This window comes from Pseudomonas sp. 2,4-D, from assembly GCF_030418155.1.
Classification (GTDB): domain Bacteria; phylum Pseudomonadota; class Gammaproteobacteria; order Pseudomonadales; family Pseudomonadaceae; genus Aquipseudomonas; species Aquipseudomonas alloputida.
In genome coordinates this window covers 379723-394741 of record NZ_JAUHUI010000001.1, presented here as the reverse complement: position 1 = coordinate 394741, position 15019 = coordinate 379723, and the positions used below count along the sequence as shown (strand labels likewise).

At 62.8% G+C, this 15019-nt stretch carries 16 protein-coding genes; 6 read left to right on the top strand and 10 right to left on the bottom strand.

What is annotated here, in order from left to right; translation table 11 throughout:
• Window positions 1–17: 17 nt before the first annotated feature.
• Window positions 18–521, bottom strand: a complete 504-nt coding sequence (locus tag QYE47_RS01870) for a DUF523 domain-containing protein (protein WP_019439115.1) — start codon at window positions 519–521, stop codon at window positions 18–20.
• Window positions 508–1140: a 2OG-Fe(II) oxygenase gene (locus QYE47_RS01865; protein ID WP_014592765.1), complete on the bottom strand. Its 633-nt coding sequence runs from the start codon at window positions 1138–1140 to the stop codon at window positions 508–510. Before QYE47_RS01865 ends, QYE47_RS01870 begins: the two co-directional genes overlap by 14 nt.
• 113 nt (window positions 1141–1253) lie before the next feature.
• Between QYE47_RS01865 and QYE47_RS01860 the strand changes: the two genes are divergently transcribed.
• On the top strand, window positions 1254–2006 hold the full coding sequence (locus QYE47_RS01860) for a DUF2059 domain-containing protein (protein ID WP_014592766.1): 753 nt from the start codon (window positions 1254–1256) through the stop codon (window positions 2004–2006).
• Here the strand turns inward: QYE47_RS01860 and QYE47_RS01855 are convergent, their stop codons facing one another.
• Window positions 2007–2933, bottom strand: coding sequence for an alpha/beta hydrolase (locus tag QYE47_RS01855; protein WP_014592767.1), 927 nt, complete (start codon window positions 2931–2933; stop codon window positions 2007–2009). It abuts the gene before it with no gap.
• Between the two features lie 279 nt (window positions 2934–3212).
• Here QYE47_RS01855 and QYE47_RS01850 point away from each other — a divergent pair, with 279 nt between their 5' ends.
• The 4 genes from QYE47_RS01850 (at window position 3213) to QYE47_RS01830 (ending at window position 6337) form a co-directional block, all read left to right on the top strand.
• Window positions 3213–3776, top strand: coding sequence for a DUF6436 domain-containing protein (locus QYE47_RS01850; protein WP_014592768.1), 564 nt, complete (start codon window positions 3213–3215; stop codon window positions 3774–3776).
• An 85-nt stretch (window positions 3777–3861) separates the two neighbouring features.
• Window positions 3862–5646 (top strand): S-type pyocin domain-containing protein, encoded by a 1785-nt coding sequence (locus QYE47_RS27255; protein ID WP_014592769.1) that lies wholly within the window; start codon window positions 3862–3864, stop codon window positions 5644–5646.
• Complete coding sequence (locus QYE47_RS01835) at window positions 5532–6065, top strand: S-type pyocin domain-containing protein (protein WP_367317242.1); 534 nt, start codon at window positions 5532–5534, stop codon at window positions 6063–6065. The genes QYE47_RS27255 and QYE47_RS01835 overlap by 115 nt, the downstream gene beginning before the upstream one ends.
• On the top strand, window positions 6062–6337 hold the full coding sequence (locus tag QYE47_RS01830; protein ID WP_014592770.1) for a bacteriocin immunity protein: 276 nt from the start codon (window positions 6062–6064) through the stop codon (window positions 6335–6337). The genes QYE47_RS01835 and QYE47_RS01830 overlap by 4 nt, the downstream gene beginning before the upstream one ends.
• 37 nt (window positions 6338–6374) lie before the next feature.
• On the opposite strand, the gene QYE47_RS01825 is transcribed toward QYE47_RS01830, so the two are convergent.
• Entirely contained in the window at window positions 6375–6926 is a 552-nt protein-coding gene (locus QYE47_RS01825) for a sugar O-acetyltransferase (protein WP_019439110.1), read from the bottom strand.
• Window positions 6927–7012: 86 nt separating this feature from the next.
• Between QYE47_RS01825 and QYE47_RS01820 the strand changes: the two genes are divergently transcribed.
• Entirely contained in the window at window positions 7013–9379 is a 2367-nt protein-coding gene (locus QYE47_RS01820) for a penicillin acylase family protein (protein ID WP_070384449.1), read from the top strand.
• 209 nt (window positions 9380–9588) lie between these two features.
• On the opposite strand, the gene QYE47_RS01815 is transcribed toward QYE47_RS01820, so the two are convergent.
• The 6 genes from QYE47_RS01815 to cysT form a co-directional block, all read right to left on the bottom strand.
• Window positions 9589–10374, bottom strand: coding sequence for a MetQ/NlpA family ABC transporter substrate-binding protein (locus QYE47_RS01815; protein WP_014592773.1), 786 nt, complete (start codon window positions 10372–10374; stop codon window positions 9589–9591).
• A gap of 175 nt (window positions 10375–10549) precedes the next feature.
• Window positions 10550–11380 carry a sigma 54-interacting transcriptional regulator gene (locus tag QYE47_RS01810; RefSeq protein WP_010955696.1) on the bottom strand — a complete coding sequence of 277 codons (831 nt, stop codon included), beginning with the start codon at window positions 11378–11380 and terminating at the stop codon, window positions 10550–10552.
• A 64-nt stretch (window positions 11381–11444) separates the two neighbouring features.
• On the bottom strand, window positions 11445–12026 hold the full coding sequence (locus tag QYE47_RS01805) for an alpha/beta hydrolase (RefSeq protein WP_014592774.1): 582 nt from the start codon (window positions 12024–12026) through the stop codon (window positions 11445–11447).
• Window positions 12027–12236: 210 nt separating this feature from the next.
• On the bottom strand, window positions 12237–13226 hold the full coding sequence (locus QYE47_RS01800) for a sulfate/molybdate ABC transporter ATP-binding protein (protein ID WP_003248965.1): 990 nt from the start codon (window positions 13224–13226) through the stop codon (window positions 12237–12239).
• Between the two features lie 3 nt (window positions 13227–13229).
• Window positions 13230–14102 carry a sulfate ABC transporter permease subunit CysW gene (cysW, locus tag QYE47_RS01795; protein WP_010955698.1) on the bottom strand — a complete coding sequence of 291 codons (873 nt, stop codon included), beginning with the start codon at window positions 14100–14102 and terminating at the stop codon, window positions 13230–13232.
• An 11-nt stretch (window positions 14103–14113) separates the two neighbouring features.
• Window positions 14114–14932 carry a sulfate ABC transporter permease subunit CysT gene (cysT, locus tag QYE47_RS01790; RefSeq protein WP_003248961.1) on the bottom strand — a complete coding sequence of 273 codons (819 nt, stop codon included), beginning with the start codon at window positions 14930–14932 and terminating at the stop codon, window positions 14114–14116.
• Window positions 14933–15019 lie beyond the last annotated feature (87 nt).

The following is a 15019-nucleotide window of genomic DNA, read 5'->3' as shown; positions in this document are numbered from 1 at the left end:
AAAGGGCCGGTACAGGTTCAAACAGATATATCAGCCAAAGCCCGCTGCGCCTGGTCCAGTTCCAGCTCGCTGAACACCTGCACCCCCGCCCGCCGCAGCAGCGCCGTGGTTACCCCTTCCCCCGCCACTTTCACACCACTGAAGGTGCCGTCATAGGTCAACCGGTTGCCACACGAAGGGCTGCCAGACTTCAGCACCGCCACGCGGATGCCATGCCGGCGCACCAGCTCCAGCGCCAGCCGCGCCCCGGCCAGAAACTCGGCACTGACATCTTCGCCCGTCACTGTCAGCACCTGCGTGTCGCCATCGAGCACTGCGCTACCCTGCCCGCCCGGTATCTCCGCTGGCGGCCGCGGTGTCGGCAAGCCGCCTGCTACCTCGGGGCACAACGGCACCACGCGCCCTTCGGCCTGCCACTGCTGCAACAAATCGGGATGGCCGCTGGCCCGGCCGTCATAGCGAACTGGCTGCCCCAACAGGCAGGCGCTCACCAGCACCTTGGGCCTATCAGAACGGGTCATTGCCACGCCGCCTGAACCAGCCGGTCAATGACAGCCGCTCACGCCCGGCCGGCAGTACTTCGTGAGGCACTTCGCCCGACAGGAATACCACCAGGCAACCGGCCACTGGCTCGACATCGTGCTCGACACCGTTGGCCAGGAACATGCGCAACTGGCCACCGTCATGCGGTTGCCAGCCTTCATTGAGGTAAAGCACCGCCGAGACCATGCGCCGGTCATCGTCGCGGAAGCGGTCCAGGTGCCGGCGATAGAACGCCCCCGATGGATACAGGGCAAAGTGGCATTCAAAGTCTTCCAGGCCCAGGAAAAGGCCTTGGTTGATTGCCAGGCGCAGCTGATCCATGGCCGCCAGGTACTGGTCGCAGGCCTCGGCCTGCCCCGGGTCGACCCACTGGATCTGGTCACCGCGAATGGTTTCGCGCACCTCCTGGGCAGCTCCCCGCCCAACCCCTGCGGGGTTGAGTTCGCCTTCGGCATCACGGCGCCGGCACTCGGCTGCAAGTGCGCGCACCAGGTCGGCAGGCAGAAATTGCGCCTGCTGGGACCAGCCATGGGTGGCCAGATCGTCGACGACGGCCGCAAGCATCGGGTGTTCAGGGGATATGTGCATGGCGCGCATCATATCCATTCGCCCTGTCGCCGCACAGCGCCACTTGGCCGAGAAACACGCGGATATCTCGACAAACCGGCGCCGGGCCAAGGACAATAGCCACCTGCCGACAGGAGTCCTGAATGCGCCGTCTGTTTTCCCTGATTCTGCTGATGATCTGCACCATGCCTGTCTGGGCAGACAACCTGAATCAACTGTACAAGGCTGCCGGCTGGCCCGACCAGCGCGCCCACTTCAACGATGCCCTGACCGCTGCCCAGGAGCGCTACCGCAACAGTTTGCCACCCGCCGTGTACCAGGCGCTGGTCAACAACAGCAACCAGCGCTTCCAGGCCCAGGCGGTGGACCGTCGCGCCCAGGCAAAGCTGCGCGCCACCCTGGCCGACCCGGCACCAGCCCTGGCCTTCTTCCAGTCGCCGCTGGGGCGCAAAGTGGTGGCGGCCGAGCTCAAGGCCACCCGCAAGGACGAACTGGCCAAGAACGCCAAAGGCCTGCCCAAGATCCAGGCCAGCGACGATCGTCTGCTGATCATCGGCCACCTGGCCCAAGCCCTGCCTGCGCGGGAAGCCGGCGCCGAAGTCAGCCTTGCCATTGCCGGTGTAGCCGCCGACAGCCTCAGCTCGATGATCCCCGGCCTGTTCAGCGGCGGCCAGGCCCAGAGCCTGCTGGATGGCCAGCGCCAGCGGTTGATGGGGCAGATTGGCGAAGACCTGAACAACACCCTGTTGTACGTCTACCGCGACCTGTCCGATGCCGAGCTGGAAGCGTTCGCCACCTTTGCCGAGTCGCCCGAGGGCAAGGCTTACTACCAGGCGGCCCTGGCCGCTGTACGTGCCGGCCTGGCGGTTGGCCAGAGCACCAACGACCTGAAGTGATCAGCCCAGGCGCTGGTCGATGAAGTCGAAGTAGCGCTGGCGGATGCCCGGCAACTCGTTGGCCAGGTGGTGACGGGCTTCGGGCAGCATCAGGATCTGTGGCTCGGCAAACTTGGCCTTGAGCACTTCGAGGTTGTGGGGCCAGTCCACCGTGCCATCCGCCTCCCCCTGCACGATCAATGGCCGACGCGCACTACGCGGCGCAGCCTCGATGCGTTTGACCCAGGCAATCAGTGCGCCCACCCAGGCCGTTGGCAGGCGACGCGGTTGCAGCGGGTCGGCCTCCAGGAACGGCAGGAAGGCCGGGTCGTTGGTGTTCTCACTGAAGCGCCGTTCGATGCCATTGACGAAGTGGCGCAGCACGCAATAACTGAACTTCGACCAACGCCAGGAACTTGGCCGCACCAGCGGGGCCAGCAGGATGACCTGGCCATCGACGGGGCTGCGTGCGCCCTGGTGCAGCAGATGGTCCACGGCAATCGCCCCCCCCGTGCTCTGCCCACAAAGATGCCACGGGTGCGGCAGTTGCAGCGTGTGCGCCTGTTCGAACAAGGCCTCCAGCACCTGCTGGTACACCGCAAAGTCATTGATGCTGGCCCGCTCGCCGCTGGACAGGCCGTGGCCGGGCAGGTCGCAACTGATCACCGCAAAACCTTGCTTGAGTGCCCACGCAATCACATGCTGGTAGAGGCCCATGTGGTCGTAATAGCCGTGCAGCAGGAACAACGTCGCGCTGGGCTGGTCGGGTAGCCAGGCCTGCCCGACCAGGTCGAACCCCGCCGCCTGGAAGCCGCCCAGCCAGCTGTGTGCCGGCAGGTCCAGGCCATAGAAGCGCTGGTAGTCCTGCGCTTGTGCCGACAGTGGCTGGCGAGTGGTGAACGGCGCCAGGCTTGTGCGCAGGCGGTCGGGGTGAAAGGCAGGGGGCATCGGGTACATCCACATTGATGCAAGTATTGATCTGGAATCTTCAGCTCTGGCCGGCGCCATGGCAAGCTTGCTCACCTCGAACAACCAGCATCGAACTAATTGTGGGAGCGGCCTTGTGTCGCGAAAGGGCCGCAAAGCGGCCCCAGCGATCTATGCATGATGCCGAGACCTGGGGCCGCTGCGCGGCCCTTTCGCGACGCAAGGCCGCTCCCACGGGGATCGCGCCAGCTTTTAGAAATTGAGCAAGACAGTTGCTTCCACAAGGGCCACCGACTCTTCATGAATAGCCGAATCATCAAACCGCTGTGCACGGTCATCGCCTTGTTGGTCGGCGCCGTAATCCTCTGGCAGGCCTACAGCGCCTTTCAGGCTCGCTACCTGCGCCCGTTCGACAACCAGGCCACGCTGTTCGACGGCAGCCAGTTACAGCTACCTGCCGAGCTGGCCGGTACTGGCCCGATCCGCGTGGTGCATTTCTGGGACCCGGCCTGCCCATGCAACGTCGGCAACCAACAGCACCTGGGCGACCTTATCAGCCAGTTTGCAGGCCACGACGTTACCTTCCACGTGCTGCAAAAGCCCGGCAGCCACGGCCAGCTACCGGCCAATATCGGCAGCTTGCAACCCATCACCCACCTGCCCGGCAGCGAGCACCTGCCTGCCTCTCCGGCCGTGGCCATCTGGGACCGGCAAGGCAACCTGGCCTACTTCGGCCCCTACAGCGAAGGTGCGGTGTGCAACGCCAGCAACAGTTTCGTGGAGCCTATCATCAAGGCCTTGCTTGAAGGCCGTCCGGTGCAGGCAACCAATACCTTGGCAATAGGGTGCTACTGCCCTTGGTAGATAGTGGGTACCCCATAGATATCTACAGCTTCGACCCATGGGAGGATTTTTACCGTAGCGACATACAGATCAATGGAGAAACTGTATGTCACCACAAGGCTTCACCGAGCTGCCCGATAGCCATGTCCACGGCACGCGCCCGATCTTCGTCCCTGGCGTTTTCTGGGGCCACAACCGCATACCTTATCAGCTGGTATCCAGCTTCCGTCCAGGCAGCCTCGTCATCGATCTGATTCCACAGATCGAAAACGACAAGCGGCAGGTCAAGCAAGCCCATGAGCAGCGCCAGGCCGCACTTGACCAGGATCTCGACCAGGCCATTCTCGCTCAAGCCGGCTCGCTGGCCGGCCTGAGCGAAGTCCAGGCAATCGAGCGAAGAATCGCGGCGATCAGCCAGCTTCAGACGCAGCTTGGGCCACGCCTGGAAGCTGCCCGCCAACAAGCCAACAGCTTCTATGGCAAAGCCCCGGAGCATCGCTCCTTTCAGGAGTTCCTGGCTGTCACCCGCGCCCCCAACGGGCCAGCAGATCCACGCACCGCGTGGCTCGCATCCTACCGGGCCGCGTTCGAGGCCAAGTTGCTAGAGCAGCAAAGCAGCGAGTTGATACAGCGCCAGCATCGACTTCGAAGTGCGTTGTCCGCAGCCAGATTAAAAGAAAGTAACAACCGGAAGATCGATCAAACGCTCTATCAGGCCGAGCAAGCACTGGTCCGCATCCTTGCTGCCACCCATGAGTTCCAAATAGCGCGCAGTGCACTGCAGGACTTGCTCACTGCCTTCACTCGCCACCTGCATGAGGACATTGCCGAGGAAGCGGCACTGGAACACAGCCGCGAACTGGTACAGGAAACCTCCGGCATGCTCAGGGCGCGAGCGCGGCTGGTGCAGGCCTACTCTACCTGGAGCAGGCTTCATAGCCTGTTAGAGGTCGAAGCTCACCGCATCGATTTCGCCCTGCGAGTCATAGCAGTTCGCACCTCTGCAGATCGACGGCCAGAGTTGCTCGCCCTGCAAGCTCAGGTGCAAGCTCAAGCAGCCGAGCATGCAAGTACGTCATCTACCGATGCAACGACTGCCAGGCAGCTGCGAGACCAGGCGGACATCGCCCTGCAAGCGGCTTTCGACGAGCAGGCAGTACTCGCGGCGCTCTCGGGTCACACACCCAGCAATACCCCGATTACCTTCAACGCCTGGACTGCAAGCACTCGCCACCCGGTGATATTGAGTTCCTCGCGCGGTGGCACGGCCGAATTCGAGTTGATCTGGGAGAGCCTCGCCGAGTCAATTGGCAAGACTGCACAGCGCCTGCTGACGGGCGCTGCACTGACGGCCATTCGGTATGCGTCACTGATGCTCTACGCCACGCGCCTGGGCGATGGCGAGCGCATGGGCGTCACCGTCCCGCTGGCCATGATGACGCCCGGTGCGGACCTGACCCTGGAGGCAAACCGCAAGGTCGGCCAGAACCTTGAGCTGCCGCTGCGGATGAACGCCGTCCCGCAAGGCAACCAGACCGAGCTGTACCTGGCAGCCACTGATGGCAGCGGCGTGCTGCGTGACGTACGTGTGCGCCAGGCTCAGTGGGATGCCACTCACGGCGCCTATCGCTTTACCGCGGAAGGCCCGGTGGTGCCACGCTGCTTTGGCACCCCGCAACGCCGCCCTCGACCTTGGGCCAGTACGACGACGAGAGGGGCACCTACATCCCGGGCGCGACCATTGTCGAGGACCTGCAGACGCACCTGCCGGGCAACATCATCGCTCCTCCGGAGCCGGATATCCGCACATTCCCCGGGTTGCCCGACCTGCACATTGATGACTACGTCATCGTCTTCCCGGCAGACTCGGGACTGGCGCCGATCTATGTGATGCTGCGCAACCCACGGAATTTGCCGGGGGTTGCCAGTGGAAACGGTCAACTCACACAGGACAAATTCCTGGAGGATGCATTCTCACAGCATGGGGCGGCGCCTATTCCTTCGCGCATTGCGCAGAGACTCACAGGACGGCGATTTACCAGCTTTGATAAGCTTCGGGAGGCATTGTGGATTGAAGTAGCCGCAGACCCGGAGCTTAGGCAGTACTTCACATTAAGTAACCGGCTCAGAATGGCCGAAGGTATCGCGCCCCGTGTTCCCGCCCAAGAGCGCGTGGGAAAACGAGCGACATTCGAGCTGCACCATGTTGAAGAGATAGCCAAAGGCGGCGCTGTCTATGACTTGGACAATATTGTTGTAATGACACCCCGCCGACATATCGACCACCACAACAAGAGGGGAAGCGAATGATCAGCAAGAATCATATCGAAGACTTCACAGAGAGCGAGTTTCTGGCCTTTGTAGGCGAATTTTTTGAAAATCGCTCAGGCTTGAAGGGGGCAGCCCTTGGACAACACTTGGACGACTTGGCACTCAAATTTGAAGAAATCATCGAAAATCCCCTAGGATCTGATCTCATTTACTATCCAGGTGATGATGCCGATGACTCTCCCCAAGGCGTCGTCAACCGCGTAAAAGCCTGGCGCGCCGCCAACGGCAAACCCGGCTTCAAACCCGCCTGACCTAAGCCCTGCGGCCAACACCGCAGGGCTTTTCATATCACCCTCGCACCCGCGCCGGGTTACCCACCACCGTCGCGCCCGCGGGCACATCCCGGGTCACCACACTGCCGGCGCCGACGATGGCATTATCACCGATGGTCACCCCCGGCAGGATAATCGCCGCGCCACCAATCCACACGTTGTTGCCGATGGTCACCGGCCGCCCGCTCTCCAGCCCGCTGCGCCGCACTTCAGGATCGAGCGGATGGTCGGCGGTATAGATCTGCACGTTGGGGCCGATCTGGCAGTCGTCGCCGATACGCACCGGCACGACGTCGAGGATCACGCAGTTGAAGTTCATGAAAGTATTACGGCCAACGCTGATGTTGTAGCCGTAGTCGCAATAGAACGGCGGGCGAATCACCGCGCCTTCGCCAACCTGGCCAAAGTGCTCCACAAGCAGCCCGTGGCGTGCGTCGTTGAGCAGTTCGACACTGTTGTTGTAGCGATGCATCCAGTGCTTGTTGGCGATCTGCTCGGCCTGCAGTTCAGGGCAGCCAGCGTGGTAGAGCTGGCCGGTGAGCATTTTGTGTTTTTCGCTGAGGGACATGGAAACTCCTTCCTGGGGCTATGCTCTGTTCGCGAATCCGCCGATGATCGGACCACATTTTTCGTTTGAATGCACAAGGAGTCTGAATGAAGCGCAGCCTGACTCTGCTGGCGGTGGTAGTCACCGTGGCCGCTGGCGCCTCCGGGTACTGGTACGTTCAGGGCAAGCTGCCGCAGCGCGAGGGCGAGGTCGCCGTTGCCGGCCTGCAAGCGCCGGTAAGCGTGCGCTACGACGCACGCGGCGTGCCACACCTGCAGGCACAGAGCGAGCCGGACCTTTACCGCGCACTGGGCTACGTGCATGCCCAGGACCGATTGTTCCAGATGGAAATCATGCGCCGCCTGGCCCGTGGCGAGCTGGCCGAAGTGCTCGGCGACAAGCTACTGCCCACCGATACCCTGTTCCGTAGCCTGCGCATACGCGAGCAGGCCGCGCTGATGGCCAAGCGGCAGGATCCGCAGGCGCCGGCATGGCAGGCCCTGCAAGCCTACCTCGACGGGGTCAACAGTTGGCAGGCCAGCCACCCCAAGCCCACGGAATTCGACCTGCTCGGCATCACCCCGCGACCGTTCACCGCCGAGGACACGCTGAGCATCGCCGGCTACCTGGCCTACAGTTTTGCCGCCGCGTTCCGCACCGAGCCTGCTCTGACCTACATCCGCGACCAGCTAGGGCCTGACTACCTGAAAATATTCGACCTTGGCTGGCAACCCGAGGGCGCTCTGGGCACGCCACTGGCCGCTGCCGACTGGCAAAGCCTGGAAACACTTGCGCGCTTAAGCGATGAGGCGCTGGGCGATGCCGGCATCCCGCAGTTCGAAGGCAGCAACGCCTGGGCGGTCGCGGGTAGCCGCACCCGCAGTGGCAAGCCGTTGCTGGCTGGCGACCCGCACATCAGCTTTGCCGTACCTGCGGTGTGGTACGAGGCCGAGCTGTCAGCGCCCGGCTTCAACCTCTACGGCTATTTTCAGGCACTTAACCCGTTCGCTCTGCTCGGCCACAACCGTGACTTCGGCTGGAGCCTGACCATGTTCCAGAACGACGACGTCGACCTGATCGCAGAAAAGACCAACCCTGCCAACGCTGACCAGGTCATGGTCGATGGCCAGTGGCGCACACTGGAAAAGACCGAGCAGCAGATTGCAATCAAAGGCGAGCAACCGGTCACCATCAACCTGCGCCGCTCACCCCACGGGCCAATCGTCAACGAAGTCCTCGGCGCCACGGCAGGGGCCACGCCGATTGCCATGTGGTGGGCGTTCCTCGAAACCGAGAACCCGATCCTCGAAGGCTTCTACCAGCTCAATCGCGCCGACACCCTGGGCAAGATGCGCGAAGCGGCTGCCAAGGTGCAGGCGCCGGGGCTGAACTTCGTCTGGGCCAATGCCCGTGGCGATATCGGCTGGTGGGCGGCGGCGAAACTGCCGATTCGCCCGGACGGTGTGAACCCGGCGTTCATCCTCGACGGCGCCAGCAGCCAGGCCGACAAACCCGGCTTTTACCCCTTCAGCGTCAACCCGCAACAGGAGAATCCGGCCAGCGGTTATATCGTCTCGGCCAACTACCAGCCACCCGCAGTGGTGCCGATACCCGGCTACTACAACCTCGCCGACCGCGGCCGCCAGCTTGATCGCCAGCTGGCCAACCCGGAGGTGAAATGGGACATGCAGAACAGCCAGGCGCTGCAACTCGATACGGCCAGCGATTACGGCCCGCGCACCTTGGCACCGCTGCTAGCGACGTTGCGTCAGATCGCCCAGGGTGACGAGGAAAAGGAACTGGTCGAGCAGCTGGCTGCCTGGCGCGGCGACTATCCACTGGACTCAACCAGTGCCACGCTGTTCAACCAGTTCCTCTACGAGCTGGCCTATGCCGCGTTGCATGACGAATTGGGCGGTACCTGGTTCCCGGTGCTGATCAGCACCCGTGCCATCGATGCCGCGCTGCCGCGCCTTGCCGCCGATGCCGAGTCGCCCTGGTGGAACACCCGCGGCGCCAACCAGCGCACTGACCGCAGCTCGATCGTGCGCGAAGCCTGGCAGAAGAGCCTTGGCCACTTGCGCGACACCTTCGGCAAGGACCCAGCCAGCTGGCTATGGGGCAAGGCCCATACCCTGACCCACAACCATCCGCTTGGGGTGAAAAAGCCGCTGAACCTGCTGTTCAACGTTGGGCCGTTTGCCGCACCGGGTACTCATGAAGTACCGAACAACCTTTCGGCGAAGATCGGCCCGGCGCCATGGCCGGTGACGTACGGGCCGTCGACGCGGCGGCTGATCGACTTTGTCGATGCCGGGCAGGCGCTGACCAGCAACCCGGTTGGGCAGAGTGGCGTGCCGTATGACCGCCATTACGCGGACCAGGCCGAAGGGTATGTGCAGGGGCAGTATCAGAAGGCACAGATGGGGGTAATACCGGCGCAGAGTACCTTGCGATTGGTGCCAGGGCCGTAAGGGGCTGCCTTGCTCAAAACCCAAAAGTTTGCGCGAGCACTGTGGGGCTTTAGCCGCGAACACCGGCGCAGCCGGTGCCATGCACCGCGTTGGATTCTTCGCGGGTAAACCCGCTCCCACAGGGATCGCGCCAGCTTTCAGAGATCCCAGCAATGAAAACGCCGACACAAAGGTGTCGGCGTTGGGTCATGCAAGGTGAAGCAAGCGCATCAGAACGCCGGCAGCACCGCACCCTGGTACTTCTTGGCAATGAATTCCTTCACTTCAGGGCTGGTCAGGGCCTTGGCCAGTTTCTGGATGGCCTCACTGTCCTTGTTGTCCGGGCGGGCCACCAGGAAGTTCACGTAGGGCGAGTCGGCACCTTCGATCACCAGTGCATCTTTAGCCGGGTTCAGGCCAGCTTCCAGGGCATAGTTGGTGTTGATCATGTCCAGGTCGACCTGGTCCAGCACACGGGGCAACATCGCCGACTCAAGCTCGCGGAACTTAAGCTTCTTCGGGTTCTCGGCGATGTCCTTGGGGGTGGCCAGGGCATTCTTTGGGTCTTTCAGGGTAATCAGGCCGGCCTTCTGCAGCAGCAGCAGCGCACGGCCGCTGTTGCTGCCCTCGTTAGGGATGGCAACGGTTGCGCCTTCTTTCAGCTCGCTCAAGGCATTGACCTTCTTGGAGTAGCCACCGAAGGGCTCTACGTGCACACCCACCACGGTTTCCAGGTGGGTGCCCTTGCCTTCGTTGAAGTTTTGCAGGTACGGCAGGGTCTGGAAGTAGTTGGCGTCCAGACGCTTCTGGTCCACCTGCACGTTCGGCTGCACGTAATCGGTGAAGACCTTGATCTGAAGGTCCACGCCTTCTTTTGCCAGGGTCGGCTTGATCAATTCGAGGATTTCGGCGTGCGGTACCGGGGTAGCGGCAACCACCAGTTTCTCGGCAGCAGCGGCCAGGCCGGAGAACGACAGGGCAGCAGCCAGGGCAGTGGTCAGCAGGGTCTTCTTCATGGTGGTCCTTGTTCTGAATCTGGGCCATCGGCGATGGCGAATCGGGTGCCCAACCGGTTCACCAGTGGGCGTGAGGCGGACGATACCCAGATTTTTTATTCCGCAACAATATCTTTTACTTAGTTGCTTATTCCAAAAACAGAATGGCATCAGCCTCTTTACCCAAGAGCGATGTCTAACGCGCGGGGTCAGGCAGGTCGAGGTCTTCTGGCAGGATCTCTTCGCCGTCATTGACCAGCAAGGCAAAGTGGATGACGTTCTCCAGTTCGCGGGTATTGCCGGGCCAGAAATGCCCCTCCAGAACCCGCTGCGCCGCCTCGCTCACCAAGGGCACAGGCCGCTGCAGGCGCACGCTGTAGATGCCCGCGAAGTACTCGGCCAGCGGCAGGATATCGCCCGGCCGCTCGCGCAGCGGCGGCAGCTCCAGCGCCCCCTCGCGCAAATACTGGTACAGGCGCTCGTTGAAGCGCCCTGCACGCACCACACGGGCCAGGTCGATGCTGGTGGCGGCTACCAGACGCACATCCACCGGCTGGGGCTGCTGCGCGCCCACCCGAGTGACCTCGCGGTTTTCCAGGGCCGCCAGCAGCTTGCCCTGGATCGCCAGTGGCAAGTCGGCAATCTCGTCCAGGTACAAGGTGCCGCCGCTGGCCGAACCGAACCAGCCGGCGCGGCTGCTGGCCGTACCGCCATGGCTGCCGGCGCTATAGCCAAACAGCTCGGCATCGGCGTAGGTGGGGCTGATGGCCGCGCAGTTGACGGACACGAACAACCCTCCACGGTCGCTGGTACGGTGGATCTGCCGGGCCAGCAGCTCCTTGCCGGTGCCGGTTTCGCCACGGATCAGCACCGGCAAAGGTTGTGGCGCCAGGCGCTCAAGGTCCTCGCGCAGCTGCTGCGAGCGCGGGTCGATGAACACCAGCGCCTTGGCACGAATGCTAAGCGGGCTCTTGTCCAGCTCGGGGAAGGTCAGCAGCGGCTGGCCGAACGGGTTTTGAAACGTCATGACGAACTCCCGCCCCAGGCCCGTAATGGCCAGGCGTCAGGCAAAGGGTGAACAGTAAGGGCGATCAGGCGCGGCGCAGTGCGCGCTGCTCGATCCGGCTCTGCAAGCGATACAGGTAGGCGAAGCCTTGTTCCCAGCGCTCATGCCCGGACTTGACGTTGATGTGCCCGGCATTGCTCAGCAAACCCGCTTCGGCGCCCCATGCCTGGGCCAGGTACAGCGCCCGTGGCACGTTCACGGCCGGGTCGTTGTCCGAGCTGACGACCTGGCTAGGGAATGGCAGCACCTCGGTAGGGATCGGCGCAAAGTTGCGCAGCACGGGTGCGCAAGTGGGCCGTTCGACATCTGCCGGCGCCACCAGCAGTGCACCACGCACCTGCCGCAGCAAGGCCGGGCTTGCCTGCGCTGCCCAATGGGCGACAGTGATGCAACCGAGGCTGTGGGCAATCAGGATCACCGGCGAGCGCTCGGCGGCAATCGCCTGCTCCAGCGCGTGCACCCAGTCCTGCCGCTGCGGGGTGAGCCAGTCTCGCTGTTCGACCCGTGCACTGTTGGGCAGGGTGCGCTGCCAGTGACTCTGCCAATGGTTGTCTGGCGATCCTTGCCAACCCGGCACAATCAGGTAGCGAATCGACTCATTGCGCATGGGGACGCCTCCAGTAAGTTTGCGTGCTTGGAGACAAGTATAGGGAGGGCGAAATATTCGTAAAGGAATAAGAAGATATTTATTAATATCCATAGGGAATAACAAGTGCGCTACCGCCACTCGCTTGTAAAAGGCTGTAAAGCTGCCCTGTCAAACGTTCAGGCAAGAAAAACCCGGGACCATGCCCGGGCTCTCTTTTCCTTGTGCGACTCAGATATCCGCCACCTTCTGCCAAACCTTCGGTCGGAAGAACAACGTCTCTCCCCGCGCCAACCCGGTCAGGCTGTCATGGTCTTTCACCACCTCGGCCTCGATCAGCTCGCTCTGCCCTTCCACCTTCAAGGTCACCCGCGTGGTCGCGCCCAACGGCCGAATGTCGCGCACCTCGGCCGCATGGTGCCCTTCGGTCTCGTGCCGCGACAGCGACACCTCGTGCGGGCGAAACAGCACGTGATGCCCTTCGCTCAAGGCCAGGCGGTTGGAGTCACCAAGGAAGTGGTAGACGAAATCGTTGGCCGGCTGATCGTACACCTCACCCGGCGAGCCGATCTGCTCGATCACGCCCTTGTTCATCACCACGATGCGGTCGGCTACTTCCATGGCTTCTTCCTGGTCGTGGGTAACGAACACCGACGTCAGGTTGATATCCTCGTGCAGCCGCGCCAGCCAGCGACGCAGCTCCTTGCGCACCTTGGCATCCAGCGCACCGAATGGCTCGTCCAGCAGCAGCACCTTCGGCTCCACCGCCAGGGCGCGGGCCAGGGCGATACGCTGACGCTGGCCACCGGAAAGCTGCTCGGGGTAGCGGTCGGACAGCCAGTCCAGTTGCACCATATTCAGCAGCTCATGCACCTTCTCGGCAATCTTGCTCTCGCTCGGGCGCTCGCCCTTGGGCTTCATGCGCAGGCCGAAGGCAACGTTGTCGAACACGCTCATGTGGCGGAATAGCGCGTAGTGCTGGAACACGAACCCGACATTACGGTCACGCACATCGTGGCCGGAAACGTCCTCGCCATGGAACACGATGTTGCCCTGGTCCGGGGTTTCCAGGCCGGCAATGATGCGCAGCAGGGTGGTCTTGCCGCAGCCGGACGGGCCGAGCAAAGCCACCAGCTCGCCGCTGTTGATGTCCAGGTTGATAGCGTTCAGGGCCTGGAAGCTGTTGAAGCGCTTGCTGACGTTACGAACTTCGATCGACATGAATCATTCCTCCGCGGCGCTGTGGCGCAGGCGGTTAATACGGTTCTCGCTCCACTGCTTGAGCAGCAGGATGAAGAGCGCCAGGATCAGCAACAAGCTGGCCACGCTGAAGGCCGCGACGTGGTTGTACTCGTTGTAGAGGATCTCCACATGCAGCGGCAAGGTGTTGGTCACGCCACGGATGTGGCCCGAAACCACCGACACCGCGCCGAACTCGCCCATGGCCCGCGCGGTACACAGCACCACGCCGTAAATCAGGCCCCATTTGATGTTCGGCAGGGTCACGTGCCAGAACATCTGCCAGCCGTTGGCACCGAGCAGCCGTGCAGCCTCCTCCTCTTGCGTGCCTTGCTCCTGCATCAGCGGGATCAGCTCACGGGCCACGAACGGTACGGTAACGAAAATGGTCGCCAGGACAATGCCCGGCAGGGCGAACACGATCTGGATATCGTGGTCCTGCAGCCACGGCCCGAGCAGGCCTTGCGCGCCAAACATCAGCACGTAGACCAGGCCGGCGATCACGGGGGACACCGAGAACGGCAGGTCGATCAGGGTGACCAGGATGCTCTTGCCACGGAAGGTGTACTTGCTGACGCACCAGGCGGCGCTTACGCCAAATACCAGGTTGAGCGGCACCGAGATAACCACGGCGAGCAGGGTCAGCTTCAGCGCCGACAACGCATCGGGTTCGAATATCGCCTCGAAGAAGGTGCCAAAACCGTTCTTCAGCGCCTGCGATACCACGATCACCAGCGGCAGCAGCAGGAACAGGGCGAACACCAGCCAGCCAAGGCCGATCAGGATACGCCGTGACGTGGCGCTGCCACGGCGGGCGGCGTTGGCTGCGGCACTTGCACTCAGGGATGAACTGGACATGCCGGCCTCCTTCAAGGGGTTTCGATGCGGCGCTGCAGCAGGTTGATCAGCAGCAGCAGGATGAAGGAAACCACCAGCATCAACACGCCGATGGCGGTCGCGCCGGTGTAGTCGTACTGGTCGAGCTTGACCATGATCAGCAGCGGCAGGATCTCGGTCTTCATCGGCATGTTGCCGGCAATGAAGATCACCGAACCATACTCGCCCACGCCACGGGCGAAGGCCAAGGCAAAGCCGGTGAGCCATGCCGGCAGCAGGGCCGGCGCCAGGATGTGGCGGAACACCTGCAGTGGCTTGGCGCCCAGGCAGGCTGCGGCCTCTTCCACTTCGCGCGGGATGTCGGCCAGTACCGGCTGCACCGTGCGCACCACGAACGGCAGGGTCACGAAGGTCAGTGCCAGGGTGATGCCCAGCGGGGTGTAGGCGATCTTGAAGCCCAGGTCGGTGGCGAACTGGCCGACCCAGCCCTGCGGCGCGTACAGGGCAGTCAGGGCGATACCGGCAACCGCGGTGGGCAAGGCGAACGGCAGGTCGATCATCGCATCGATGATCTTGCGCCCGGGGAAGGTGTAACGCACCAGCACCCAGGCCAGCAGGGTACCGATCACACCGTTGATGATGGCGGCGAACAGGGCGGTGCCGAAGCTCAGCTTGAGCGCAGCGATCACCCGCGGCGCACTGATGATGGTCCAGAACTGCTCGAAGGTCAGCTGCGAGGCATGGATGAACATGGCCGCCAGCGGTATCAGCACGATCAGGCTGAGGTACACCAAGGTGTAGCCCAGCGTCAGCCCGAAGCCGGGTATGACGGGGGAGATACGACGCGACATAAATATCCCTGGTTGAACGCACTCAGCCCGGAAACAATCCCGGGCCGGTGCAAGCTTTTGAATCCTGGGGCTGCTTGGCAGCCCATT

What these genes read in the sequence shown, in the direction of transcription:
- QYE47_RS01815 (WP_014592773.1), bottom strand. Translation starts at nt 10,374, where the DNA reads ATGAAGAAGACCCTGCTGACCACTGCCCTGGCTGCTGCCCTGTCGTTC.
- QYE47_RS27255 (WP_014592769.1), top strand. Translation starts at nt 3,862, where the DNA reads ATGTCACCACAAGGCTTCACCGAGCTGCCCGATAGCCATGTCCACGGC.
- QYE47_RS01805 (WP_014592774.1), bottom strand. Translation starts at nt 12,026, where the DNA reads ATGCGCAATGAGTCGATTCGCTACCTGATTGTGCCGGGTTGGCAAGGA.
- QYE47_RS01860 (WP_014592766.1), top strand. Translation starts at nt 1,254, where the DNA reads ATGCGCCGTCTGTTTTCCCTGATTCTGCTGATGATCTGCACCATGCCT.
- QYE47_RS01850 (WP_014592768.1), top strand. Translation starts at nt 3,213, where the DNA reads ATGAATAGCCGAATCATCAAACCGCTGTGCACGGTCATCGCCTTGTTG.
- QYE47_RS01820 (WP_070384449.1), top strand. Translation starts at nt 7,013, where the DNA reads ATGAAGCGCAGCCTGACTCTGCTGGCGGTGGTAGTCACCGTGGCCGCT.
- QYE47_RS01855 (WP_014592767.1), bottom strand. Translation starts at nt 2,933, where the DNA reads ATGCCCCCTGCCTTTCACCCCGACCGCCTGCGCACAAGCCTGGCGCCG.
- QYE47_RS01810 (WP_010955696.1), bottom strand. Translation starts at nt 11,380, where the DNA reads ATGACGTTTCAAAACCCGTTCGGCCAGCCGCTGCTGACCTTCCCCGAG.
- QYE47_RS01830 (WP_014592770.1), top strand. Translation starts at nt 6,062, where the DNA reads ATGATCAGCAAGAATCATATCGAAGACTTCACAGAGAGCGAGTTTCTG.
- QYE47_RS01865 (WP_014592765.1), bottom strand. Translation starts at nt 1,140, where the DNA reads ATGCGCGCCATGCACATATCCCCTGAACACCCGATGCTTGCGGCCGTC.
- cysW (WP_010955698.1), bottom strand. Translation starts at nt 14,102, where the DNA reads ATGTCCAGTTCATCCCTGAGTGCAAGTGCCGCAGCCAACGCCGCCCGC.
- QYE47_RS01800 (WP_003248965.1), bottom strand. Translation starts at nt 13,226, where the DNA reads ATGTCGATCGAAGTTCGTAACGTCAGCAAGCGCTTCAACAGCTTCCAG.
- QYE47_RS01870 (WP_019439115.1), bottom strand. Translation starts at nt 521, where the DNA reads ATGACCCGTTCTGATAGGCCCAAGGTGCTGGTGAGCGCCTGCCTGTTG.
- QYE47_RS01825 (WP_019439110.1), bottom strand. Translation starts at nt 6,926, where the DNA reads ATGTCCCTCAGCGAAAAACACAAAATGCTCACCGGCCAGCTCTACCAC.
- cysT (WP_003248961.1), bottom strand. Translation starts at nt 14,932, where the DNA reads ATGTCGCGTCGTATCTCCCCCGTCATACCCGGCTTCGGGCTGACGCTG.